Raw genomic sequence first — 23,257 nt, 5'->3', positions numbered from 1 at the left:
CCGCGCGCGCCTGCACCGCCGCTTGCAATGCGGCTTCCGCCATGCGCACGGCATCGCCCGCATGGCGCGCTTCTTCCTGCGTGACAGCGCCTTGCGCCACGATCTGCTGGCGGGCCGACAGATCCGATCTGGCGCGATCGAGTTCCACCTGCCTGAGTGCGACCGTGGCTGCCGCCCGTGCATCGGCGGCGAACAAGGCGCGTACACGTCGCACCGTTTGGCCCAGCTCTGCCTGTGCGGCATCGAGCGCAATGTGCGCGTCGCTCGCGTCGATCTCGGCAAGCGTCTGACCGGCAAGCACCCGATCGGCATTGTCGACGAAGACTTGCGAGATGGCTCCTGCCACTTGCGGTGTGATGGCGACGACATGTCCGTTGACGTAGGCGTCGTCGGTCGTGCGGGCATCGTCGCCTTGCACGACATGCCACACGCCCCAGGCGATGCCGGTAAGAACGATTACACCGCCGACGATGCCGAGCCGCTTGCGGCGAGTGGCGGAGGTGTCGGCCGCGAGATCGGCCGAGGTGGGGGTGTTGGTTTTGCTTTCGGTCATGATTGTCGTTGTGAAATCGTAAATGTCTGGGGGGCGGCGCTGGGCGACCACGCACCGCCGAGTGCACGAATGAGGGCGATCTGCGCTTCGGCAACGTCGGCATCGGCCTCGGCTTCGCGGCGTTGACTGAGCAGCAGCGCGGTTTGCGCGTTCAGCAGGTCGCGAGCGTCGGACAACCCGCTTTGCTGACGAAGCCGATGCAGCGCGACGACGCGCATCCAATGGCCGTTCGACCCGCGTGCGGTGTCCTGTCGGGTGCGTGCCGCTTTCAGCGTGGCGACGGCGTCGGCGACTTGCTGAAGCGCGTTCACTACGGTCGCGTTGTAGGCGCTGACCGCCGCGTCGTATTCGGCGACGCGGCCACGCAGATTGGCGCGCAGGCGACCGCCTTCGAAGATCGGCAGCGTGATGGCGGGGCCGATTTGCGCAGAAGTGCTTCCGGCGCGCAGCAGGTAGCCGAGGCCCAGACTCTGGAGTCCCGCGAACGCACTCAGGTCGACGTCGGGATAGAAGGCGGCACGCGCCACGCCGATGTCTTTGGCCGCCGCTTCTGCGGCGCTGCGCCGGGCAGCCACATCCGGGCGGTAGCCCAGCAACACCGCGGGCAGGTTCGAGACCGGCGCGGGGTCGGCCGAGGGCCGGACATGCGGGCGCGCCAGCGTGTCGGCGAACGCCGGCGACTGGCCGAGCAGTGCGGCGATCATGTGACGATGACCGGCAATCTGCGCGTCGTATCGGGCGATCTCGGCACGCGTGAGCGAAACGGCATCTTCCGACGCCACGAGACCGATGTCCGTCTCCAGCCCGGCGCGCCGACGCTCGCTCAGCACGGCGATCAGGCCGTTGCGCCGCGCGCGTCCCTGCTCGGCGACGTCGCGCAGGCGATAGGTGGCGTCGAGCCGGAGATACGCGGCGGCGAGTGAAGTCTGAAGCACCAGACGTGCGTCTGCCGCTTCGAACTCGGCTGCGCGCGCCCGCCACTCGGCGGCATGCGCCGCGTCGCGCCACTTTCCCCAGAAATCCAGGTGGTATTGCAGGCTGATGCCGAGAGATCCCTGACTGCCGTAGTTGCCCGCGTACGGCGACGGGAACGTGTAGTGATTGGGAAATCGATCGGCTGTTGCGGACGCTGCGCCATCGACACGCGGATAACGATCGGCCGCGGCCGCCTCACCGGCCGCTTCTGCTTGCCGCAACCGCGCCTGTGCGGCATGTATCGACGGCGCGCTCTGCGCGGCGAGCGCCATGAGCGACGTCAACTGGTCATCGCCGAAAACGCGCCACCAGGCGGACGTATCGAGTGCGGCCGTGGGCGCATCGGCGGCGTCGGCCCGGCGATGCGCCTCGGAGATATCGTCTCCGGCGTGCAGCGTTTGCAGGTCGAGCGGCTGTCGCGACGCCGAATCGTCATTGCCGCTCGCACATCCGGCGAGCAGCGCGACGATGATGCTGCCGCTCACCAGGGTGCGCAGCGCGCACGGTATGCGGGTGCGATGAGAACTGCCGGGGGCGCGGGCGACGGCAGCGCAAGCCCGCCGGTGCGCGCGTGAACGCGCGCACCCTGTAGGGTGACGGAAAGTAATTTTGTTTCTCCGGTGAAGTTGGCGACGCGAGGGCAGGGGCCCTGCGGCGTAAAAAGCAGACGGGGAGGCCTGTCAGGTCAGTGCGGGTTCCCGGACGGAAGCCAGCGGGCGCTCCGACGCCCGGATGGCGTCTTCGAGCACTACGCGAAGCCAGTCGATGAACGTTCGCAACTTCCCGGACATATGCCGGTTCGGGTAATAGACGACGCGAACGGGATCCGACGGTTCGCGATGTCCGGACGCGACTTGCTGCAACGCGCCTGATTCCAGATACGGGCGCAGCATGAAGCCGTAACCCGACGTCATCCCGAGGCCCGACAGCGCGCACGCCATGTGTGCCTCGTCATCGTCGACCTGCACGCGGTTCGACGTCGTCTGTGTGGTCGATGCCATGCCCGAACGCCCCACACGGCTCAGATATCGCGGCGACGCGCACAGAATCCGTGTCACCCGTCCCACGTCGCGGGCGACGACACAGGTCTGCGCGATGTCGCCGATGCGCACTGCACAGTCGACGGCGTTCTGCGCGAGCAGGGCCGGATTGGTCGACACGACGATATCCACATCGAGCTTGGGATACTTGTCGAGCAGCGACGGCAATGCCGGAATCAGCACGTGCTTCGCGAGCGCGGCCGGTAGCGCGACCTTGACGCGCCCTTCGGGGGCCTGACCGGCGCTCGCCGCCTGCTGATCCATCGTGTCGATCTGTTGCAGCACGCGCACACAGGCGTCGTAGTAGGCGCGGCCTTCGTCAGTGGGACTGACGTTTCGCGTCGTCCGGTTCAGCAGGCGCACGCGCGTTTGCGTTTCCAGACATCTCACCAGCCGCGACACCGTCGGTATGGCCATATCGAGGCTATCAGCGGCACGCGTAAAGCTGGAGACATCGACAACGCGGACAAAGACTCTCATCGCATCGAAGCGGTCCATGATCGTTCCTTCACTGGTTCGTAGCCGACATGACGGGGCATGTCCGATCGCAAGTCATGCGCCATATCGGCGGTGACGTGCGATCTTGCTTTCGGTGGAGGAATCGTCGATGATTTTCAGACTTGCGAAAATAGACTGAAAGCAAACTTATAGTTGCAAAATATGCAATCCATCGACCTCAACTTGCTGATTGCGCTGGATGCGCTGCTGTCGGAAGGGAGCGTGACGGGCGCTGCCGAACGTCTCGGATTGAGCGTGCCGGCGATGAGCCGCACGCTCAACCGGGCACGAGAAATGGTGGGCGATCCGCTGTTCGTGCGTGCCGGGCGAGGGCTGGTGCCGACACCGCGCGCCGAGGCGTTGCGCGACGGCGTACACGATGTGGTCCAGCAGGCGGGCGCCTTGCTACGTCACACGGAATCGTTCGATTTCAAAGAGTTGCGCCGCACGTTCACGATCCGTGCCGATGACGGGGCGATCTCGACCATCGGGTCGGATCTGCTGCGCGCGCTTCAGGACGAAGCGCCGCTCGTGACGATTCGTTTCATGGCGCAGGGCAAGCAGGACATCGTGGCTTTGCGCGAAGGGCTGATCGATCTGGACATTGGCGTCATCGACGATCTGGGGCCGGAGATTGTCCGGCAGACGCTGCTCAACGATCGGTTCGTCGCCGTCTTCCGTGAAGGCCATCCGCTCGCGCGCCGCAAGGCGTTGACGCCGGACGACTTCGTCAAGTTCGGCCACGTGACGGTCTCGCGCCGAGGCCTGCTGAACGGTCCCGTCGATATCGAACTCGGCAAGCATGGCTTGTCCCGACGCGTGCAGGCCGTCGCGCCGACCTTCATGGAGGCGCTGGCGATTGCGCGCGAGACGGATCTCGTCGCCACCGTGGCCGATCGCCTGACGCAGCATTCCCGGCAGGGCATGGCCTCGAGAAGCCTGCCGGTGACGACACCGCAAGTGACCATCTCGCAAGCGTGGCATCCGCGATTCAATGCCGATTCGGGGCATCAGGCCTTGCGCCGTTTGATCCATCGCCTCTGCCAGCACGGGAACGAAGTCCGCAAGCGTCCCCGATGAGGTTCGTCTCGCCCGCAGACTACGCCGCCATTGCGGCCCCGTCGCTGCGCGGGTCGTGTGCGCCGGTGGCGAGGCCGTCGTCGGCGATGGCAATGACACCGGCCTGACCGGCCAGCGGACTGTGACGGGGCAACGGCGCAAGAAGGTGACCGAGGTCAGTCAGCGCCTTGAAGACGGACTCCCCGGCGTCGCTTTCCAGCTTGAGGTTGTCCCGGCTGTCGGAGAACGTCCGGCCGAGCAGGAAGCGGGGATGCGATAGCGCCTCCTGCGGCGTCATCCCGTAGTCGATCAGTCGTGTGAGCAAGGCGCTCAGCGTCTGCGGCTGACCGTCTGCGCCCTGCGTTCCGTAGAGCAACCGTGCCAGGCCGTGCTTGAGGTACATACCGGGATTGAGCGTGTGGAACGGACGCTTGCCGGGCATCAGGGCATTGGGGTGAGTGCTACCGGAGGGACGGAACGCGGCCCCCCGGTTGTGCCACAGCACACCGGTATCCCCGGCCATCACGCCGCTGCCCCAGTCGAAATAGATCGTCTGCAACACGCTGACGGCGCGACCGGCCGCATCCGTCGCGGCGAAGTACACCGTATCGCCTTCGCGAAACCGTTGGGGCCATTCAAGTGCCCTGTGATCGTCGATGCGTGAGGCCGCGGCACGAAGATGTTCGTCCGACAACATCGTCGTGAGTGGCACGTCCACGAATGCAGGATCGGCGACGTATCGGTCGCGATCGAGGAACGCCTGTTTCACCGCCTCGACCAGACGGTGGTAGTACGTCGCACTGCCATGTGCGCAGTCTTTCAGGCCAAGACGCGCGACGATCCCCATGATCTGGAGCGTCGTCACGCCTTGTGTGGGCGGGGGCAGTGTGGCCAGCACACCATCGCCGTAGGGCATCGTGAGTGCGGGCGAAACGTGCACGCGTGTCGAGGCAAGGTCTTCCCGCGTGAGGGGGGAGCCTGCCGACTGCAAGCCGTCGGCCAGACGCGCGGCCAACTCACCTTCGTAGAATTCTCGCGGCCCGCCGTCGGCGAGTCGTCGCAATGTCGACGCCAACGCCGGTTGCCGAAACCGCTCTCCGACGGCCGGTGCGCGACCGTCTGGCAGGAACGTCGGCGCGAAGCCATGCCATGTTGACGCGTCGCGCATCTCCTCGGCACGGTACGTGTACCAGAAGTCCTGCGAGCGGCCAGTGGGGAAGCCGTCTTCGGCCGCTGCAATGGCCGGTGCAAGCAGAGCGGCCCATGTGAACGTGCCGCCCCATTGTTCGCGGCTCACCCGGTAAGCGGCCTCCCATGCCGCGACCGTGGCTGCCGTCGTCAACGTGGAAGCCGGCCCGCGCACGGGGATCACATCGCCCCGACACAAGGCCGGTGGCAGATGGCGTGCCGCTTGCCCGATACCGGAGATGGCGAGTGGCGCTGCGGCGTCTGACGTGCCGTCGGCGACCAGCCAGAAGCCGTCGCCGCCCAGCCCGGTGAAATGCGGCATCGTCACGCACAGCATTGCCGCAATAGCGATCGCGGCTTCGATGGCGTTGCCGCCTTGTTGCAGCACGTCGCGACCGGCGGCGCTGGCCAGCGTGTGCGGACTCGTCACCAGCCCGGCGCGGCCGCTCGCCGATCCCGTCGACACGATGGGGACTTCGTCGCGCGCTGTCATGCTGCCGCTCCTGTCATTCCCGAAACATCTGCTTCGTGCCCGCCGCCAAGATACGCCGCTGCGAGACGCGCATCGCCCGCCAGTTCGCTCGCCGGGCCGCTCACCGTCACACGCCCCTCTTCGAGCACGTATCCCCGGTCGGCAATCGACAAGGCCATGGCAGCCATCTGATCGACGAGCAGCATCGACAGCGATTCGCGTCGCAACGCGTCGAGCGACGCGAACAACTCGGCGATGACCTTCGGGGCGAGGCCGAGCGAGGGCTCGTCGAGCAGCAGCACGCGAGGCGACGACATCAACGCCCGCGCAATCGCCAACATTTGTTGCTCGCCGCCGGAGAGTAGCCCTGCCCGCTGGTGCTGACGTTCACGAAGACGCGGATAGCGTGTGAACATCTGTTCGATGCGGTTCTCGAGCGCCGCGCGTGGCAGACGTCCGCACGGAAACGCGCCGAGCCGCAGGTTGTCGAGCACGGAAAGCTCCGGGAAGACCTGACGCCCCTCAGGCACGAGCACGACCCCCAATGCGGCGATCTTCGCAGCCTCCAGACGCGACAGGTCGCGCCCGTTGAACGTGATGCCGCCGCTCACGGGTCGATGCAGACCCGCCAGCGCCCGCATGAGGGTCGACTTGCCCGCGCCATTGGCGCCGAGCAGGGCGACGAGTTCGCCGTCACGCACCTGAATCGAGACGTCGTGTAGTACCGGCGCTGCGCCATAGCCCGCCGTCAGTTTGCCGACGCCAAGGACTTCGGGCGAGGCCGATGCACTTCGTTCGATCGGCTCGTCCGGTGTGTCGGTCTGCGCTGCGTCCGCCACCGGTGTCGCGGCGGCACCGAGATACGCCTGCCGCACGCGCTCGTCGTGACGAATCGCCGTCGGCGTGCCTTGCGCGAGGAAGCGCCCCGCGTCGATCACGACGATCCCGTCCGACACGCCCATCACCAGCGACATATCGTGTTCGACGAGACCGACGGCCACGCCACTCTCCGCGATCTGCCGCAGCAATCTGCCCAATTGGGTCTTGTCCTGCGTCGACAGCCCGGCGGCGGGTTCATCGAGCAGCAACACACTCGGGCGCGTTGCCAGTGCCCGTGCGATCTCCACGAGACGTCGGTCGACGTGCGCAAGATCGGCGGCCATCAGATCGACGTCGCCGTGATAGCCGCACGCCCGCAGCAGCGCTCGTGCCTCGTCGCGGTGCGCCTTGCCCTGCATGCGCGCGACACCGAGCAACCCGCCAAGCCGCCCTGCGCTCAACGCCAGCGTCACGTTATCGAGCACGCTCATGCCGCCGAACAGTTGCGACGTCTGATACGTGCGCGCCACGCCGTGCCGCGCGCTGTCGCAGGCGCCCCTGGCCGGGAGATCGTCCGCGCCCAGGGCGCGGGTGCCCGACAGCGGCCGATAGAAGCCCGAGAGCATATTGAGGACGGTCGACTTGCCGGCCCCGTTCGGACCGATCAGGCTCGTCACCCGTGCGGGCGGCAGTTCGAAGGAGAGGTCGGCAACGGCTTTTACGCCACCGAACGTCATCGCCAGTCCATGCGCGGCAAGGCCTTTGCGTCGTGATGTCGCGAGCACAGGCAAGGTCAATGCTGACGCAGCCCCGGCACCCACGTCGTCCGACGGGCCACCGCGCCGCGACGTCCACCATTTCCCGAGCACACCGATCACGCCATTGGGCGCCCCCCACAACACGACCAGCAGCAGTACGCCGAAACACAACAGACGCAGGTTCTCGAGGCTCGCGAGAAATTCGGGCAGCAGTCCGACGATCACCGCGCCGACGACCGGCCCGGCAATCGTGCCCGCGCCGCCGATCATCACGACGAGGACGAACAGGATCGATTGGAGGAAGGAAAACATGCCCGGCGTGACCATGCCCTGCAACGGCGCGAAGAGTCCACCCGCGAGACCCGCCAGTGCGGCCGAGAACGCGAACGCTACCGCCTTCACGACCAGGGGATTGATACCGATCGACGCCGCTGCCGTTTCGCTGTCACGCACGGCGCGCATGGCGGCTCCCCACGCACCGCGAGACACGCGCGCGTAGACCAGCAACGCCACCGCAAGCACCGCCAGCGCTGCGACGGCGACGACACGTTCGCTGCCTGCGATACCGAAGATGCCTGGTGGCATCACGCCCATCAACCCGTTCTGACCGCCCGTCAGGCCGCGCCATTCGACGGCGCCGTGCTCGACGATGAACCCGAAGGCGATCGTCACCATGGCCAGTCCCGGCCCGCGCACACGCAGCGCGGGGAGCGCCAGCAGACCGCCGGTCAGTGCCGCGATCACACCCCCCGCGAGCCATGCCGGCCAGAACGGCCAGCCCGCCTGCGTGGTCAGAATCGCCACCGCGTAGGCGCCGATGGCATAGAACCCGACGTGGCCGAACGACACTTGCCCCGTCAGTCCAAGCAACAGATTCAGACCCACGCCGCAGATGGCGAGCAGCGCGACGCCGGCGATCACCACGACGAAGTAGCCGTTCACCACACAGGCGGCACCGGCCATCGCCAGCAACGCGACAGCGAGTGTGGCGCTGAGGGCCAGACCGTCGCGAGCGTCGCGCGACAATCGACGCCCCGTCGTTGCCGACACCGGCGAGGATTGCGATGCCAGCCGCAAAGAAGAATCGCTCATACCTTACGCACCTCCGCGCGACCGAACATGCCGTCGGGACGCATCGCCAGCAACACGATGACCAGCCCGAACGTGATGATTTGTGTGTAGCTCGACCCGAGCGTTGCCGTGATCATCGCTTCGGTCACACCGAACAGCAGACCGGCGATCATCACCCCCCAGGCGCTCGACAAGCCGCCGAGAATCGCCACTGCAAATGCCTTGAGACCGAAGACCGTGCCCATGTCCGCCTGCACGTTGAAGAGCGGTGCGATCAGCACACCCGCAATACCGGCGAGTAACGTCGAGACGGCGAACGCGCCTGCGATCGTGCGCTGGATGGGAATGCCCATGAGCCGTGCGGCGTCGCGGTTCTGCACCACGGCGAGCATGGCGACACCCCAGCGCGAGCGGCGCAACACGTAATGCAACGAGGCGGCGAGCGCCAGACCGACCACCGGGATCAGCAATTGCAGCGGATAGACGCCGAGACCGGCATCGCCGATGTGCAGCGAGCTTTGCGCGAGCGGCGAGGGCAGGCTGCGCGGTTCCGTACCGAACGTCAGCATGACCACGTTATCGAGCACGATGCCCAGCGCCACCGTCGCCATGAGCCACGCGCTCGATCCGCGCCGCACGAACGGCTGAACGGCGAGCCGTTCGACCACCAGCCCGTAGACGGCGCAGAGCGCCAGCGCCGCGACGATGGCCAGCGGCATCGGCCACCCGAGCGTCTGCGCGAATGTGTAGGCGAGCACGGCGCCCAGCATCATCGAGCTGCCTTGCGCGAAGTTGACCGTTGCGCTCACCGCGAACGTCAGATGAAAGCCGAGCGCCATGAGGCCGTACATACTACCGAGCCCAAGGCCGGCGACGAGCGCCGAGATCCATTGCATGAGATGTCCTCCGGGACGCCACGCGGTGGCGCCCGTTCATTGCCGGTGTCGTGTGACGAATTCGTCCGGTCGATGTGTTTTGCTGATGGCCTGCTTACTTCGCGGCGACCTTCGCGCCCGTCGGTGTCACCGGCACGATACGGTTGTCGATGAACTGTGCCCACACGTAGTCCTGCGCGGACAGGGCGTCGTGCTGCTGCTCGCTGAAGGGCTTCACGTACGTCTTGATGAGGCCTTCGTAGCGGTCGATCTTGTAGAAGCCGGTGCGAATGGCGTCGCCATTGGTCGAGCCTGCGCGATCGATGGCCAGGGCCGTGAGGCGCATGGCGTCATAGGCGTTGGCGACACCGACGGCCGGCGTGATGTCGTCCGGCCCCTTGATGTCCGGATACTTGGCCTTGAGCGCAGCGACGACACGCGTGCTGACTGGCGACGTCGCGCCGAAGAAGCTATACGTCTGCACGAAATGCACGGTCTTCGCGTTCGGGCCGGCCAATTCGGTAAAGCGTCCGCCCGCCGGACCCCAGTGCGAGACGATGGGCACCTTCCAGCCCATGCGGTCGAGCGACTTCACGACCTGTGCCGACGGTCCGACGTTGCCCACCATCAGCAGCGTGTCGGCGCCTGCGGCCTTCAGGCGTCCGAGTTGCGGCGTGACGTCCACGTCGGTCGCCTCGAACTTCTCGACGGCCGCCGGTTTCATGCCCTTCGCCGCGAGTGCCGCGACGATGCCTTTCTCGTTCGACTCACCCCACGGGTTGTTCACGAGAATCAGGCCGAGCTTCTTCGCGCCGAAGTTCTGCTGCGCGTAGTTCACCATGGCGCCATCGACGATTTCATCGACAGCCGACACGCGAAACACATAGTTCGGATTGGCGCCGTTGTGGGTGATCGGCGTACCGGCGGCCCACGGTCCCATGAACGGCACTTTCTCCTGATTGGCGATAGGCACGATGGCCATGGAGACCGGCGTATCCAGACCGCCGAAGAGCACGGCCACCTTGTCCTTGTAGATGAGTTCGCGCGCGGCCAGCACGCCCTTGGCGGGGTTGCCTTCGTCGTCGCGACGCACCAGTTCGAGCTTGCGTCCGCCGAGCACGCCGCCGCTCGCATTGATTTCATCGATGGCGATGGTCATGCCGCGCGTCAGGGCTTCACCGGCACGTGCCGACTGCCCGGAGAGCGCTGTGACGAGACCGATCTTGATGGTGTCTGCGGCGTAGCCCGCTGCGCTCACGACCATGCCCGCAGCCGCCAGTGCGACGGCGCCGGCGCGAAGCCAGCGACGGCGGGAGGGGGCGGCAGGGATGGATGGGGTAGTGGCGCAGACGGCGTTGTGACGGGCAGAGGCAGGCATGAGCAATCTCCGTGATGACATGTGACATGTCGAAGCGACACATCGGATGCGAAGGGAAGGGATGGTCGGGCATCCCGGCAACGGGCACGACCCGCTATGTCCCCGCCGTACGCAAGAGGCATGCCACCTCGTCGACATTTCGGATGAATGGCGTCACACGATATGCACGCCAAGGTGTTGACGATCTGGCATCGAAATTGCGAACGATTGGGTATGACGTTCGTTGACGATGCGTTTTGCGCCAACTCGGAACGCGCCCGCACTGTGGCGGTGCGCGAATGTTTCAAGACGACACACGATGACTCTGACCTTGCCGCTTTCATCACCTGACGATTTCGCGACCACCGACGTGCGCGATGCGCCCGACGTTCGCGAGGCGCGCTTCGGCACACTGCGCTCGCACGATCGCTTCGACTATCTGCCGATCACGGCGCGCGATACGTATCGCTGGCCCAACGGTGCGCGACTCGCCGTCTATCTCGGCTTCAATCTGGAGCACTTCGCGTTCGGGGAAGGGCTGGGCGCGAATCTCGGCCCGGTCTCGCCGCAGCCCGACGTGCTCAACTACAGCTGGCGCGAGTACGGCAACCGGGTCGGCGCATGGCGATGCCTCGATCTGTTCGGCGATCTCGCGATGCGCGCGGGTGTCGTGCTCAACACGTCGTTGCTCGATCACTGTCCCGAACTCGTGCACGCCTGCGTGGCGCGCGGCGATGAGCTGATTGGTCACGGTCACACCAACGCCCATCGGCAAAGCGATTTCGAGTACGCGCACGAGCGGGAGCTGTTGGCACACTGCCGATCGCGATTGACGGAAGCGACGGGCTACACGCCGTCGGGATGGCTTTCGCCTTGGATCTCGGAGACGCATCACACGCCGGATCTGCTGGTGCGCACCGGCTATGGCTATACGCTGAACTGGTGTCACGACGACCGTCCGGTGCGCATGCGAACGGCGCACGGGACCCTGTGGTCGGTGCCTTATCCGCAGGAGGTGAACGATATTCCGATGATCATCGGCCGCCAGATGGACGGCGCGGCGTTTGCCGACATGATTGCGGACAACTTCGACGAGATGTACGCTCAGGCGGAGCATCCGACGCGAGGCCAGTCGCTGGTCATGGGCATTGCTCTGCACCCTTATCTGGTCGGGCAGCCTTACCGCCTGCGGCATCTGCGACGCGTGCTCACGCCCATCGCGCAGGCTGCGCAGCGCGGCGAGATCTGGGTGGCGACGCCGGGCGACATCGCCGCGCACGTGGCGTCCGTCAGCGTCGCCGAGCCGGCCGCCGTCAGGGGGTGAGCCAGCGTGACACTCAAATCCTATTGCCCGGCGTGTCCCGACTGTGGGACGTCGTCTCTACTCCCTTTAGTGCTCTCAGTGCCTTCATCGTCCTTGCCCACTACGCCCGTCATGCCCGCAGACAAGCCTGTTTCCCGTGCGCGCCGCTCAGCGGCCCCTACAGCCCCCACTGCCCCTTCGGCCCACGACGGTGACACCGAAACCCGTCTTCTCTCATTGCACCTGCCGGTCGCGAACGATGAGGCGATGAGCGCTGAGACGCGCATCGAGACGCACATCTACCGCACCATCGTCGACGGTGTGCTCGCGCATCGCCTCACGCCCGGCACGAAGCTGCCCGAGCCGGAGCTTTGCCAGCTGTTCGACGTCGGACGCGCGGTGGTGCGGCGGGTGCTGGAGCGTCTGGCGCACGACGGCATCGTCACGCTCAGACCGAACAAGGGCGCCGTGATTGCCGAGCCGACACCGGAGGAAACGCGGGAGATCTTCGAAGCGCGGCGCGCGTTGGAGCGCTCGCTGGTCGAACTGGCGGTGTCGCGGGTGACCGACGACGACCTGGTCATGCTGCGCCGTCAGCTCGACGCCGAGCACGATGCGATGCACCGTTTCGATCAGCCGTCGTGGGCGCGTCTGGCGAGTGATTTTCACCTGCGTGTGGCGGCGCTCGCGGGCAATGCCGTGTTGCTGCGCTATCTCACCGAGCTGATCTCGCGATGCTCGCTGATCGTGGGGCTGTACGAGCCACCCGGTTACGCGCCGTGCGAGCACGACGAACACACCGCGATCGTGGCGTGCATCGAGCAGCGCGACGCCCCCGGCGCCATTGCCCGGATGCAGTCGCACCTCGAAGAACTTGAGCGTCGTATCGAGACGACCCGGATGCGCGGGCAGAAGAGTCTGGCGTCGCTGCTCGGCTTGCCGGAGGTCGCGGCAGCCCAGGACACGATGCCGCCTCCATCCCCTTCATCGTCCCCGTCCACGCCCGCGGTCAAACGCGCCGGCCGTAAGCGTGCCTGAGGAGATCGCATGGAAATCGACTTCCGCGAAATCACGGCGTATCAGCGTTACAAGCTGATGGCGAGCCTGATCGTGCCGCGCCCGATTGCCCTCGTCACCACGATCAACGACGGGGGCACCGTCAACGCCGCACCGTTTTCGATGTTCAACATGCTCGGCGAGGAACCGCCGATCGTGATGCTTTCGATCAACCGGCTCGACGATGACACACTCAAGGACACGGCGACGAATATCCTGCGCGACCGCGAGTATGTCGTGCATCTGACGGATGAAGCGATGACCGCCCGCATGCACGCGTGCGGGGAGCGTCTGCCGCCGAGCGAGAGCGAACTGGCGCACGCGGGGCTCACGCCGGTGCCGAGCAGTCTCGTCGCGCCGCCCCGGATCGCCGAGGCGCCGGTGGCGTTCGAATGCACGTTGTGGGAGACGCTGGAGACCCCGAGTCGCCACATCTTCATCGGACGCGTCGAGCGCATGCACGCACGCGACGAATTGATCGACACGCAGACCTGGCGAGTGCGTTTGCAGAACTATTTCCCCGTGGGCCGCTTTGGCGCGAGCTTCTACGTCGATACCCGCAATCGCTTCTCGCTGGAGCAGCAAGACGGGCAGCCCACCGCCACGACGGCGGTCGACGAGATGTGAGTCCCCTCCAACGGCAATGACGCCGTAGGGCGCACGGAGATATCACGATGACCGGCGCCCTCGTCACATAGACGCCATCCACGCGGCCATCGAAGGTCCGCGCAAGCGGCGAGTTGTCGTCCCCAAATTCTTCTGCGTCGGATCGATGCGAACCCTGCTGCGCATCGTGCCGCTTTCGGTGCGTCGTGCACGCGTGAGGTGCATGTCCGCACCCGGTCGACACGCGCCTGCGTGCCGGTCCATCCCTCAAGGCTCGTCGCCTTTGTCTGCCTCAGCCAATACCGGCGTGGCTTTCGCTACGTCATCCGCCACGTTGGCACGGTTCATGCTCATGGATCTTTATTCAAGTGACTTGAATGGGTTTCATGTTTATTTCCTAAAGCCGACCTTCGGCAGTACTGGCCTGACAAGGAGCATCATGCAAAAGTCGTTCTCTCTCATTCGCACTCTGGTGGCCACGCTGACCGGCTCGGTCGCGCTATTGACGGCCACGTCGGGGTGGGCGCAAACCGCCGACCTGCTCGCCCGGGTCAAGTCAAACAAGGAAATCACGATTGCTACCGAAGCGCGTTATGCGCCGTTCGAGTCGGTGGAGAACGGCAAGATCGTCGGGTACGACGCCGATCTCATGCAGTACGTGCTCAAGGCGCTCCCCGACGTCAAGGTCAAGCAACTCGACCTGCCGTTCCAGGGGCTGTTGCCCGGTCTCGATGCGAAGCGCTTCGACATCGTGGTCACGGCGGTCACGATCAACAAGGACCGCGCGAGCCACTTTGCCTTCACCGTGCCGGTGGCCGATGCCACGACCGGCGTGCTCGTGCGCGCAGGGGACAAGGGCATTGCGACGCCCACCGATCTGAACGGCAAGACCGTCGGTTCGCAAACCGGTTCTGCGCAGCTTCAGGCACTCATCGCGCTGGACAAGAAGCTCAAGGCAGATGGCGGTGCAGGCATCAAGCAGATCAAGCAATACGTGGCGTTCGATGAAGCCTACGCCGATCTCGCGGTCGGTCGCATCGATGCCGTCGCGCAATCGGTCGCCAATCTCGGACCGCTGATGAAGGCGCGCCCCGGGGTGTTCACGATCTTGTCGCAGACGATCGGCCCGAAGACCTACTTCGCGTGGGTCGGACGCAAGGACGCCGACAGCGCCGCGCTCGTCAAACTCTTTAGCGATGGCATCGCCCGTGCCAACCGTGACGGCACCATGAAGCAACTCCAGCAGAAGTGGTTCGGCTCGACGATGGACGTGCCGGCCGACGCCGTTCCCGAACCCACGATGTAACGCAGGTCGACACGTCTGCCCCTCGCCAGCCCCGACACCATGAACGCTGCCGCTCTCGCTCCCACGATCGTTCCCGATCTCCTTGCCCGATGTCTCGGCTACTTGCCGCAGATGCTCGACGGCGCGGTCACGACCTTGTGGATCTCGGCGGTGGCCGTGGTGTTCGGTTTCTTCGGCGGGGTGTTTCTGTATCTCGTCGAGACGAGCGGTGGCCGTGTCGTCTCGCGGGTCGCACGTATCTACATCAGCATCGTGCGCGGCACCCCGGTGCTTGCGCAGTTGCTGGTGTGCTACTTCATTCCGTCGGCGCTGGGGCTGACCTGGCCCGGCAGCATCGCCGCCGTGATCGGCCTTGCGTTGAACACGGCGGCCTATCAGTCGCAGATTCTCGGCGCGGGTTTTCGCGCCATTCCTGGGGGGCAGATCGAAGCGGCACGCACCTTCAACCTCACGCGCTCGCAGACGCTCTGGCGCATCGAAGTGCCGCAGGTCGCGGCGCTGACGTCTCCCGCGCTCGTGTCCGAAGTGATCGACGTCGTGAAGGCGTCGGCCGTGGTGTCGGTCATTACGGTGACGGATCTCACGCGCGTGGGGCAGCAACTGGCGTCTGCGACGTACCGTCCGCTGGAGGTGTATTCCATGGCCGCACTCGGCTATCTGGTCATCACGTCGCTGGTGTCGGTGGCCGGCGCCGTCTGGGCACGCCGTATGGCGCGCCGTACCTGAGCCCGGAGCCTCGACTCGTGAACGATCTCATTTCGGCGATGCTGCCCCTCATTCCACGCTATCTCGCGGCGATGCTCGTCACGCTGGAGGTCAGCGTGATTGCCGCAATGCTCGGCATGGCGGGCGGCTTCCTACTGAATGCCTTACGCCTGCGCTTCCCGCGTGCGCTGGGCCTGCCGTACCGCCTGTACGTGTGGCTCATTCGCGGCACGCCGTATCTCTCGCAACTGATGATCGTGTACTTCGGTCTGCCGGCGCTGGGCATCACGCTCGACGCTGTCGACGCCACCGTGGTGTCGTTGGCCGTTTACGCCGCCGCTTACTTCGCGGAAATCTTCCGCGCGGGCTGGAACAGCGTCGCGCGCGGGCAACGGGAGGCGGCGCAAGCCTTCGGCATCGGCCGCTGGGCCGTGTTTCGCGCGATCGAATGCCCGCAGGCGCTCGCCTTCGCGCTGCCGTTGCTGGCCAATCAGGTCATTCTCGTCATCAAGGAAAGCGCGGTCGCGTCGATCATCACGGTGCCCGAGCTGACCATGACCGCCAGTGACATCGTGTCCTCCACGTACACCTATGTGTTGCCGTATGCGCTGCTCATCGCCGGTTACTGGCTGCTCACGCAGTCGGTCGCGATGATTGCGCGCCGTGCCCTGCGTTTCATCCCTTTTCTTCGGTAGATGTCCATGAGCCAACTCCCGATTCTCTCGCTACGTGGCGTCGGCAAGTCCTATGGCGACGTGCGCGTGCTGCAAGGTATCGATCTCGATATCGCACGCGGTGAGATCGTCACCCTGATCGGCCCGTCCGGTTCCGGCAAGACGACGTTGCTGCGTTGCATGAACTTCCTCGAAGCCTATGACGAAGGCGAAGTGTGGATCAAAGGCCAGTTGCTGGGCTATCACTCGTCGGGACGCAGCGAGCGCGATCGCGACAGCGATGCCGCCATCGCGGAAGTCCGGCGGCCGGTCGCCATGGTGTTTCAGCAGTTCAACCTCTGGCCGCACATGACAGTTGTCGAGAACGTTGCCGCGCCACTCGTGCTCTCGAAAAAGATTGGCAAGCGCGAGGCGCATGCTAAGGCGATGAGCGCGCTGCGCCGTGTGGGCATGGATCACAAGGCGGACGTCTATCCGTCGAGGCTGAGCGGCGGTCAGCAGCAACGTGTCGGCATTGCGCGGGCGCTGGCGATCGAGCCGGAAGTCATGCTGCTCGACGAGCCGACGTCTGCACTCGATCCGGAACTGGTCGAAGAGGTGCTTACCGTGATTCGCAGCCTTGGTCAGGACGGCATGACCATGGTGATGGTCACACATGAGATGAGCTTCGCCGCGAAGATCTCCGACCGGATCGTGTTCATGGAAGCCGGACGTGTGGTGGAAACCGGCGCGCCCGCACAACTGTTCGGTCAGTCGCGCTCGCCACGTCTGCAACAGTTTCTCAAGCCGTGGTTCGAGCGCAGTTTGCCGGGGAGCGAGGTCGCATCAGTCGCGTCTGTCGCGCCCGCCATGCGTCTCGTGGAGGGGCAATCATGAGCGTTTCACCGATGTCGTCTCATCAGGCCGGGGATCACGGCGTCGATAGTGGCGACGCTGATCGTCATGTCCGGCATCTCGCGGACGACGTCACCCGCGACATCGCGGACCGGGTCGCCGCCCATGTCGATCCGGCGCGTCTGCTCGACAGCATCCAGACACTGGCGTCGTTCGGTGCGCGCGTCGACGGTGGCGTCGATCGCCCGGCGCTGAGTCCCGTCGATCTCGACGCGCGTGCCTGGCTGGTCGAGCGCGCCAGCGGGTTGGGATGCGAGGTGCATGTCGACGCGTGCGCCAATCTGTTCTTTCGTCGCCCCGGCGCCCACGACGTACCGCCGGTCGTGACCGGTAGCCACGCCGACACCCAGCCGACCGGCGGCAAGCTCGACGGGTGCTATGGCGTGCTGGCGGGTATGGAAGTGCTGGCCACGCTCGCTGCACTCGATATCCGCACGCATTATCCGGTGGACGTGGTGGTCTGGACCAACGAGGAGGGCACCCGGTTTCAGCCCGGCGCAATGGGGTCCAGCGCGTACGTCGAACCGTCTCGTCTGGCGCAGTATCTGCCGGTGACCGACGCGGCCGGGGTACCGCTGGCCGACGCCATCGATGCGCATACACGCGCTTTGCCGGGTCTGACGGCGCGCCCGCTGGCGGCGCCGATGCGCGCCTTCGTCGAGTTGCATATCGAGCAGGGTCCCTTGCTGGAAATGGCGGGCGCACCGCTCGGCATCGTCGACGGCATTCAAGGCGTGCGCTGGTACGACATCCGTTGCGAAGGCATGGCCGCGCACGCGGGCACGACGCCGATGGCCGCAAGGCGCGACGCCATGACGCTGGCCTGTGTCGTGCGCGCCGAACTCGAAGCGATCGCATTGTCGCTAGGTGGTGAACACACGCGTGTGACGTTCGGTCGCTGGTCGGTCACGCCGAACGCGATCAATACGATTGCTTCGCAAGTCACGTTCTCCGTCGACTTTCGTCATCCCGACCCGACGGTACTTGCGCGTTTCGACGACGCACTCGTGCAGTGCGTCGTGCGGCACGGCGTGTCGGCGCGCGCACTGTTCCAGCACGCGCCGGTCGCGTTTCATCCCGATGTCCTCGGGCACGTCGAGCAGGCCTGCACATCGGTCTTTGGCACCGTGCCGCGCCTGACCTCGGGCGCATTCCACGACGCCATGTATCTCGCACAGCATTGCCCCACGGCCATGCTGTTCGTCCCCAGTCGGGGCGGCATCAGCCACAACCCGGCGGAAGCCACCGACGACGCTCATCTCGTGCTGGGTGCCCGGGCACTCGCACACTGCATCACGACACTCAGTCATCCCTTCTGAACAGGAGTTTGCCAACCATGTCGCACAGCCACACCCACGACCAGACGCACGATCACACGCACTCGCCCGACAACGGCAACGCCCTGGGCGAGAACGCCACGCTGGCCGAACCGATCTCCGCCGACGGCACCCCCGAACCGGGCAAGACCTACACCGTGCCCGCTCGCAGCGGCCGCGCGGTTCGCGTGAAGGCGGGCCAGACGATCCGCATTGCGAATCCTCACGGCACGCAGGTCTGCGATACGTGGATTTTCAACGCCGAGCACCTCAACGAGTTCCTGTCGTTCGAGCACACGCGTGCCTATCTGGACAAGGTGATTCCGCATCCCGGCGATCCGCTCGTGACGAACCATCGCCGTCCGATTGCGGAGCTTGTGACCGACACGTCGCCGGGCGTGCACGACACGCTCATCGCCGCGTGCGATCTGTATCGTTACCGCAATCTGGGCGTTGAGGGCTATCACGACAACTGCGCCGACAACATGCGGCTCGCCCTCAAGGCCATTGGCCTGCGCGCGCGCGAAGTGCCGCAGCCGTTCAATCTGTGGATGAATATCCCGATCAAGTCCGATTACTCGATCGACTGGCTGCCGCCGGTCTCGAAGGCGGGGGACCATGTCGACATTCGTGCGGTGATGGACTGTGTCGTCGTGATGTCGGCGTGCCCGCAAGATATCATTCCGATCAACGCCCTGAACCCGGTGGAAGTCGAGTTCACGGTGCTGGCCTGATTTTCCTGCGGTCTTCCGCTGAGTTTGCTGCATTCATCCCTATTCGATAAATCACGGTGGCTAAACGTCAATCCGCCTCATCCTCTGCCGCGCCGGGCCACGCCAGTGGTTCCGGTGGCGCAGGCCGCAAGACGGCCGGCGCCCCGGGGGCCAACGACTCGCTCGGCCTGCGGCTCAAACACGCGCGGCTCGTGCGGCAACTCACGCTCAAGGCGCTGGCTGAACTCGCCGGATGTTCCGAGAGCCTGCTCTCGAAGGTCGAGCGCGCCAATGCAACGCCTTCGCTGGCCACGCTGCATCGCATCGCCCACGCGCTCGACACGAATATCGGTGAGCTGGTCTCCGGTCCTGATCTCACGTCGTCACCGGTGCATCGCAGCGATCAGCGTCCGGTGGTGCGCTTTCCGACCAAGCGCAATCGCGGCTCCATCATGCTTGAGCGCGTGGTCGTGCCGGGGCAGGGGCAACTGCTGCAAGGGGATATCCACGTCATCGAGCCCAACACGAGCAGTGACGAGCAGATATCGCACATCGGCGAGGAGCTGGGCTACGTGATCGAGGGCACGCTGGAGCTGATGCTCGGCGAGGAACGTCATGTGCTGAGTGCCGGGGATTCGTTTCACTTTCCGAGCACGTTGCCGCACAGCTATCGCAATCCCGGCGAGACGGTGACCCGCGTGCTCTGGATCAATACGCCACCGACCTTCTAGGAGCGCATTCATCGTGTCAGGCACCGATGTATCGCAAATGCAATTGCCGCGCTTTGCCGGCATTCCCACGTTCATGCGCGTGCCGTTCGTGCAGGCGTGGCAGTCGCTCGACATCGCCCTGGCGGGCGTGCCCTACGACGGCGGTGTGACGGCACGTCCGGGCGCACGCTTCGGGCCGCGCGAGATTCGCAACATGTCGACCATGATGCGACCGATCCATCACGTGACGCGGTTCAATCCGTTCGACGTATGTCGGATCGGTGACGTCGGCGACGTGCCGTTCTCGAATCTCTACGACGTCGAACTGGCCCATGCCGATATCCGGGAGTTCTTCGCACCGATCTTCTCAGCAGGCAAGTTGCCGCTGATTGCCGGTGGCGACCATTCCATCACTTACCCGGTGTTGCAGGCGATGCAGCCCGCGAAGCCCGTCGGACTCGTGCACATCGATGCGCACACCGACACGTGGGATACCTTCAAGGGCTCGAAATTCACGCACGGCGCCCCGTTCCGGCGGGCCATCGAGGCGGGACTGATCGATCCGCATCGCTCGATCCAGATTGGGATTCGCGGCGCGCAGGGTTCCGACGAAGGCTGGCGATATTCGCAGGCGCAGGGCATGCGCGTGGTGTTCATCGAGGAGTTCGAGACGATGGGAGCCGCCGCGGTGGCGGCGCTCGCCCGGCAGGTCGTGGGCGACGGACCCGTCTACCTCTCGCTCGATGTCGACGCGCTCGATCCCGTCTACGCGCCCGGCACCGGCACGCCGGAGGTGGGCGGTCTCAGCACGCGCGAGATGCTCGCGCTGCTGCGTGCGCTCGACGGTATTGCCTGGGCCGGCGGCGATGTCGTCGAAGTGTCGCCGCCGTACGACGTTGGCGGCAACACGGCGCTGGTCGGCGCGACGCTGATGTACGAAATGCTCTGTCTGTTTGCGAGCCATCTCGCCCGCGCACGAGCCGATTAGTCGTTCAATCATCGGCCATCGTCACATTGACATATCGGAAAATCTCGATATCATAGCGCGATGGAATTGCTCGACATCTTCAAAGCCCTCTCGAACCGGACGCGCCTTGAGATCCTGAAAGGTCTCAAGGACCCGGCAAAGCACTTCCCGCCTCAGGACGAGGGGGATGTGAACACGGTCGGCGTTTGCGTGAGCAGCATTCAGGAAGGCGTCGGACTGTCGCAGTCGACGGTGTCCGACTATCTCGCGACGTTGCAACGCGCCGGGCTGGTCGAAGTCCGGCGCATCGGTCAGTGGACTTACTACAAGCGCAACGAAGCCACCATCGCAGCGCTTGCCAACATCATCGGCAAGGATCTGTGAATTTTTTTGTTGGTATATATCGACAAATCCCGATATCCCTTTTTCCAGAATTGAGAGGTTGTCATGAAAGCGATCGTACTGAAGTCATTCGGCGGCCCGGCAGCGTTCGAGCTGTGGGAGGTGCCCAAACCCATACCGCACGCGGGGCAGGTGCTCGTGCGCGTGCATGCCACGTCCATCAACCCGCTCGATTATCAGGTCCGTCGCGGCGACTATCCGGACCTGGTGCCGCTGCCGTCCATCACCGGTCACGACGTGTCGGGGGTTATCGAAGCCGTCGGCCCGGGCGTGACGGCATTCGCGCCGGGCGACGAGGTCTGGTACACCCCGCAGATATTCGACGGCCCGGGAAGTTATGCCGAGTACCACGTCGCGGCAGAGGCGATTGTCGGCAGGAAGCCGCCGTCATTGAGTCACCTTGAGGCGGCAAGTCTGACGCTCGTCGGTGGAACCGCGTGGGAGGCGCTGGTGGTGCGCGCGGCACTTCGGGTCGGGGAGCGTGTGCTTGTGCACGGTGGCGCGGGCGGCGTGGGGCATGTGGCGATTCAGCTAGCCAAAGCGATGGGGGCGTGCGTGCTCACGACGGTGCGCGAGGCCAACGCCGACTTCGTGAAAAGTCTCGGGGCCGACGTGGTCATCGATTACACGACAGAGGATTACGTCGATGCGGTGCTGCGTGAAACGCAGGGGCAGGGCGTCGACGTCATATTCGACACGATTGGTGGCGACACCTTGTCGCGCAGCCCGGACGCGCTTGCGCAACTCGGCCGTGTCGTGTCGATCGTGGACATTGCGAAGCCACAAAACCTGATTCAGGCGTGGGGGAAGAACGCGAGCTATCACTTCGTCTTCACGCGCCAGAACCGAGGCAAGCTCGACGAATTGCACACGCTGGTCGAGCGGGGACAGTTGCGTCCCCATGTGGGCGCGGTGTATTCGCTTGCCGATATTCCGCTGGCGCATGCGCGGCTCGAAGGCGCCAACCATGGCGTCAGAGGAAAGGTCGCGATTGCGGTGGTGCCGTCGGAGGCGGATGCCTAATGTCGCGATGACGTTCGTATCACGCTTGCCACCGACGGCGCGTGACGCCTCAGACCGATCCCAGAACGACCTTTCCGCTCAAGGCCTGTGCTTTTCGCGCCGTGTCGACGAGGCGTGGACCGATGTCTTCGAGCAAGGTCTCGGGCGAGCAGAGGAAGGCGGGGCCGCCGCAGTTGATCGCGAAGCGCTCGCCGGAAGGTGATTGCAGCGGCACGGCAACGGCGTTGATGTCGCTGTGCCAGTCGCCGAATGCGCTCACAAAGCCTTTCTCACTGAGTTCGTTCACGGCCTTCTTCATCATGGCTCGCAGGTCGATGCCTTCGTTCGCGCCGGAGATGCGAAGCGATTCGAGCAGCATGTCGCGCTCTTCCGGCGGCAGGCTGGCGAGATGGGCGCGACCAATCGCCGAGCGTGCGAGTTGCAGCCGATCGCCCAGTCCGAGCCGCACGGTGATCGGGCCGACCGATGGCCGGACCGATTCGATCACGACCATGTCGAGCCGGTTGCGCAGGCACAGGTGAACCGCTGTGCCGCACTCTTCCGCAAGCTCGCGCAGGAGTGGTCGCACCGCCTTGCGCATGTCGAAGTGCGAGAGGAAGGTGTTGGCGAGTTCGAGCGAGCGGGTGGTCGGAAAGTAGCGATCCTTGCCTTCGAGCTGGCGGACATACCCCGCATTCACGAGGGTCGAAGCGATACGCGCGACGGTCGGGCGCGGCAGACCTGTCTGTTCGGCAAGCTCCTTGACCGTCAGCGGGGTGACCGATGCCGTGATGGTCTCCAGTAGCGCGAGACCGCGCGACAGGGCAGAGACATCGTCATCGGAGACTTTCGGGCGGATTTCCTTGGGCGTGGTGGCTGTCATGGGCGTGGGAAGTCGTCGTTTCCGGCGGCGTCCCTTTGGGGGAGCGCGCGCCGGA

At 65.2% G+C, this 23,257-nt stretch carries 22 protein-coding genes; 14 read left to right on the top strand and 8 right to left on the bottom strand.

Annotated elements, in window-relative coordinates; genetic code table 11:
• From A9762_RS19860 to A9762_RS19850, 3 genes are all read right to left on the bottom strand, one after another.
• Positions 1-553 (bottom strand): biotin/lipoyl-binding protein (locus A9762_RS19860; RefSeq protein ID WP_139133297.1); only part of this gene is annotated, 553 nt, incomplete at its 3' end.
• Entirely contained in the window at positions 550-2,013 is a 1,464-nt protein-coding gene (locus tag A9762_RS19855) for an efflux transporter outer membrane subunit (RefSeq protein WP_069343717.1), read from the bottom strand. The genes A9762_RS19855 and A9762_RS19860, both read right to left, overlap by 4 nt.
• 195 nt (positions 2,014-2,208) lie before the next feature.
• On the bottom strand, positions 2,209-3,066 hold the full coding sequence (locus A9762_RS19850; RefSeq protein WP_069343716.1) for a LysR family transcriptional regulator: 858 nt from the start codon (positions 3,064-3,066) through the stop codon (positions 2,209-2,211).
• Between the two features lie 162 nt (positions 3,067-3,228).
• Between A9762_RS19850 and A9762_RS19845 the strand changes: the two genes are divergently transcribed.
• Positions 3,229-4,146: a LysR family transcriptional regulator gene (locus A9762_RS19845; protein ID WP_069343715.1), complete on the top strand. Its 918-nt coding sequence runs from the start codon at positions 3,229-3,231 to the stop codon at positions 4,144-4,146.
• A 19-nt stretch (positions 4,147-4,165) separates the two neighbouring features.
• Here the strand turns inward: A9762_RS19845 and A9762_RS19840 are convergent, their stop codons facing one another.
• The 4 genes from A9762_RS19840 to A9762_RS19825 form a co-directional block, all read right to left on the bottom strand.
• Positions 4,166-5,806: a gamma-glutamyltransferase family protein gene (locus A9762_RS19840; protein WP_069343714.1), complete on the bottom strand. Its 1,641-nt coding sequence runs from the start codon at positions 5,804-5,806 to the stop codon at positions 4,166-4,168.
• Positions 5,803-8,454: an ATP-binding cassette domain-containing protein gene (locus A9762_RS19835; RefSeq protein WP_083254118.1), complete on the bottom strand. Its 2,652-nt coding sequence runs from the start codon at positions 8,452-8,454 to the stop codon at positions 5,803-5,805. The genes A9762_RS19840 and A9762_RS19835 overlap by 4 nt, the downstream gene beginning before the upstream one ends.
• Positions 8,451-9,329: a branched-chain amino acid ABC transporter permease gene (locus tag A9762_RS19830; protein ID WP_069343713.1), complete on the bottom strand. Its 879-nt coding sequence runs from the start codon at positions 9,327-9,329 to the stop codon at positions 8,451-8,453. Before A9762_RS19830 ends, A9762_RS19835 begins: the two co-directional genes overlap by 4 nt.
• A gap of 94 nt (positions 9,330-9,423) precedes the next feature.
• Positions 9,424-10,572 (bottom strand): ABC transporter substrate-binding protein, encoded by a 1,149-nt coding sequence (locus A9762_RS19825; protein ID WP_069343712.1) that lies wholly within the window; start codon positions 10,570-10,572, stop codon positions 9,424-9,426.
• Between the two features lie 412 nt (positions 10,573-10,984).
• Between A9762_RS19825 and A9762_RS19820 the strand changes: the two genes are divergently transcribed.
• From A9762_RS19820 to A9762_RS19760, 13 genes are all read left to right on the top strand, one after another.
• Positions 10,985-11,989, top strand: coding sequence for a polysaccharide deacetylase family protein (locus tag A9762_RS19820; protein ID WP_240493641.1), 1,005 nt, complete (start codon positions 10,985-10,987; stop codon positions 11,987-11,989).
• 246 nt (positions 11,990-12,235) lie between these two features.
• A complete protein-coding gene (locus A9762_RS19815; RefSeq protein ID WP_083254123.1) occupies positions 12,236-13,006 on the top strand; it encodes a GntR family transcriptional regulator in 771 nt (256 codons plus the stop codon).
• Positions 13,007-13,015: 9 nt separating this feature from the next.
• On the top strand, positions 13,016-13,651 hold the full coding sequence (locus A9762_RS19810; RefSeq protein ID WP_069343711.1) for a flavin reductase family protein: 636 nt from the start codon (positions 13,016-13,018) through the stop codon (positions 13,649-13,651).
• A gap of 418 nt (positions 13,652-14,069) precedes the next feature.
• Positions 14,070-14,936: a transporter substrate-binding domain-containing protein gene (locus A9762_RS19805; protein WP_069343710.1), complete on the top strand. Its 867-nt coding sequence runs from the start codon at positions 14,070-14,072 to the stop codon at positions 14,934-14,936.
• A 39-nt stretch (positions 14,937-14,975) separates the two neighbouring features.
• The gene (locus A9762_RS19800; protein ID WP_069343709.1) at positions 14,976-15,662 is read left to right on the top strand and encodes an amino acid ABC transporter permease; all 687 of its coding nucleotides are present in this window, start codon (positions 14,976-14,978) and stop codon (positions 15,660-15,662) included.
• A 17-nt stretch (positions 15,663-15,679) separates the two neighbouring features.
• Positions 15,680-16,336 carry an amino acid ABC transporter permease gene (locus A9762_RS19795; RefSeq protein ID WP_240493640.1) on the top strand — a complete coding sequence of 219 codons (657 nt, stop codon included), beginning with the start codon at positions 15,680-15,682 and terminating at the stop codon, positions 16,334-16,336.
• Between the two features lie 6 nt (positions 16,337-16,342).
• Entirely contained in the window at positions 16,343-17,191 is an 849-nt protein-coding gene (locus tag A9762_RS19790) for an amino acid ABC transporter ATP-binding protein (protein WP_069343742.1), read from the top strand.
• On the top strand, positions 17,188-18,528 hold the full coding sequence (locus A9762_RS19785; protein WP_240493639.1) for a M20 family metallo-hydrolase: 1,341 nt from the start codon (positions 17,188-17,190) through the stop codon (positions 18,526-18,528). The genes A9762_RS19790 and A9762_RS19785 overlap by 4 nt, the downstream gene beginning before the upstream one ends.
• Before the next feature lie 17 nt (positions 18,529-18,545).
• Positions 18,546-19,259, top strand: a complete 714-nt coding sequence (locus A9762_RS19780) for a DUF1989 domain-containing protein (RefSeq protein ID WP_069343707.1) — start codon at positions 18,546-18,548, stop codon at positions 19,257-19,259.
• Positions 19,260-19,315: 56 nt separating this feature from the next.
• Positions 19,316-19,969 carry a cupin domain-containing protein gene (locus A9762_RS19775; protein ID WP_240493638.1) on the top strand — a complete coding sequence of 218 codons (654 nt, stop codon included), beginning with the start codon at positions 19,316-19,318 and terminating at the stop codon, positions 19,967-19,969.
• 13 nt (positions 19,970-19,982) lie between these two features.
• Positions 19,983-20,936: an agmatinase gene (gene speB, locus A9762_RS19770; protein WP_083254116.1), complete on the top strand. Its 954-nt coding sequence runs from the start codon at positions 19,983-19,985 to the stop codon at positions 20,934-20,936.
• A gap of 60 nt (positions 20,937-20,996) precedes the next feature.
• Positions 20,997-21,299 (top strand): helix-turn-helix transcriptional regulator, encoded by a 303-nt coding sequence (locus A9762_RS19765; RefSeq protein ID WP_069343705.1) that lies wholly within the window; start codon positions 20,997-20,999, stop codon positions 21,297-21,299.
• Between the two features lie 63 nt (positions 21,300-21,362).
• Complete coding sequence (locus A9762_RS19760; protein ID WP_069343704.1) at positions 21,363-22,340, top strand: zinc-dependent alcohol dehydrogenase family protein; 978 nt, start codon at positions 21,363-21,365, stop codon at positions 22,338-22,340.
• Between the two features lie 49 nt (positions 22,341-22,389).
• On the opposite strand, the gene A9762_RS19755 is transcribed toward A9762_RS19760, so the two are convergent.
• Positions 22,390-23,202, bottom strand: a complete 813-nt coding sequence (locus A9762_RS19755; protein WP_069343703.1) for an IclR family transcriptional regulator — start codon at positions 23,200-23,202, stop codon at positions 22,390-22,392.
• Positions 23,203-23,257 lie beyond the last annotated feature (55 nt).

Source organism: Pandoraea sp. ISTKB (assembly GCF_001721285.1).
Taxonomy (GTDB): Bacteria; Pseudomonadota; Gammaproteobacteria; order Burkholderiales; family Burkholderiaceae; genus Pandoraea; species Pandoraea capi.
The sequence above is the reverse complement of the archived record's forward strand: the minus strand, read 5'-3'. Positions and strand labels throughout refer to the sequence as shown.

What these genes read in the sequence shown, in the direction of transcription:
- A9762_RS19790 (WP_069343742.1), top strand. Translation starts at nt 16,343, where the DNA reads ATGAGCCAACTCCCGATTCTCTCGCTACGTGGCGTCGGCAAGTCCTAT.
- A9762_RS19800 (WP_069343709.1), top strand. Translation starts at nt 14,976, where the DNA reads ATGAACGCTGCCGCTCTCGCTCCCACGATCGTTCCCGATCTCCTTGCC.
- A9762_RS19820 (WP_240493641.1), top strand. Translation starts at nt 10,985, where the DNA reads ATGACTCTGACCTTGCCGCTTTCATCACCTGACGATTTCGCGACCACC.
- A9762_RS19835 (WP_083254118.1), bottom strand. Translation starts at nt 8,454, where the DNA reads ATGAGCGATTCTTCTTTGCGGCTGGCATCGCAATCCTCGCCGGTGTCG.
- A9762_RS19815 (WP_083254123.1), top strand. Translation starts at nt 12,236, where the DNA reads ATGAGCGCTGAGACGCGCATCGAGACGCACATCTACCGCACCATCGTC.
- A9762_RS19780 (WP_069343707.1), top strand. Translation starts at nt 18,546, where the DNA reads ATGTCGCACAGCCACACCCACGACCAGACGCACGATCACACGCACTCG.
- A9762_RS19810 (WP_069343711.1), top strand. Translation starts at nt 13,016, where the DNA reads ATGGAAATCGACTTCCGCGAAATCACGGCGTATCAGCGTTACAAGCTG.
- A9762_RS19765 (WP_069343705.1), top strand. Translation starts at nt 20,997, where the DNA reads ATGGAATTGCTCGACATCTTCAAAGCCCTCTCGAACCGGACGCGCCTT.
- A9762_RS19825 (WP_069343712.1), bottom strand. Translation starts at nt 10,572, where the DNA reads ATGGTCGTGAGCGCAGCGGGCTACGCCGCAGACACCATCAAGATCGGT.
- A9762_RS19845 (WP_069343715.1), top strand. Translation starts at nt 3,229, where the DNA reads ATGCAATCCATCGACCTCAACTTGCTGATTGCGCTGGATGCGCTGCTG.
- A9762_RS19805 (WP_069343710.1), top strand. Translation starts at nt 14,070, where the DNA reads ATGCAAAAGTCGTTCTCTCTCATTCGCACTCTGGTGGCCACGCTGACC.
- A9762_RS19785 (WP_240493639.1), top strand. Translation starts at nt 17,188, where the DNA reads ATGAGCGTTTCACCGATGTCGTCTCATCAGGCCGGGGATCACGGCGTC.
- A9762_RS19830 (WP_069343713.1), bottom strand. Translation starts at nt 9,329, where the DNA reads ATGCAATGGATCTCGGCGCTCGTCGCCGGCCTTGGGCTCGGTAGTATG.
- A9762_RS19755 (WP_069343703.1), bottom strand. Translation starts at nt 23,202, where the DNA reads ATGACAGCCACCACGCCCAAGGAAATCCGCCCGAAAGTCTCCGATGAC.
- A9762_RS19850 (WP_069343716.1), bottom strand. Translation starts at nt 3,066, where the DNA reads ATGGACCGCTTCGATGCGATGAGAGTCTTTGTCCGCGTTGTCGATGTC.
- A9762_RS19760 (WP_069343704.1), top strand. Translation starts at nt 21,363, where the DNA reads ATGAAAGCGATCGTACTGAAGTCATTCGGCGGCCCGGCAGCGTTCGAG.
- A9762_RS19840 (WP_069343714.1), bottom strand. Translation starts at nt 5,806, where the DNA reads ATGACAGCGCGCGACGAAGTCCCCATCGTGTCGACGGGATCGGCGAGC.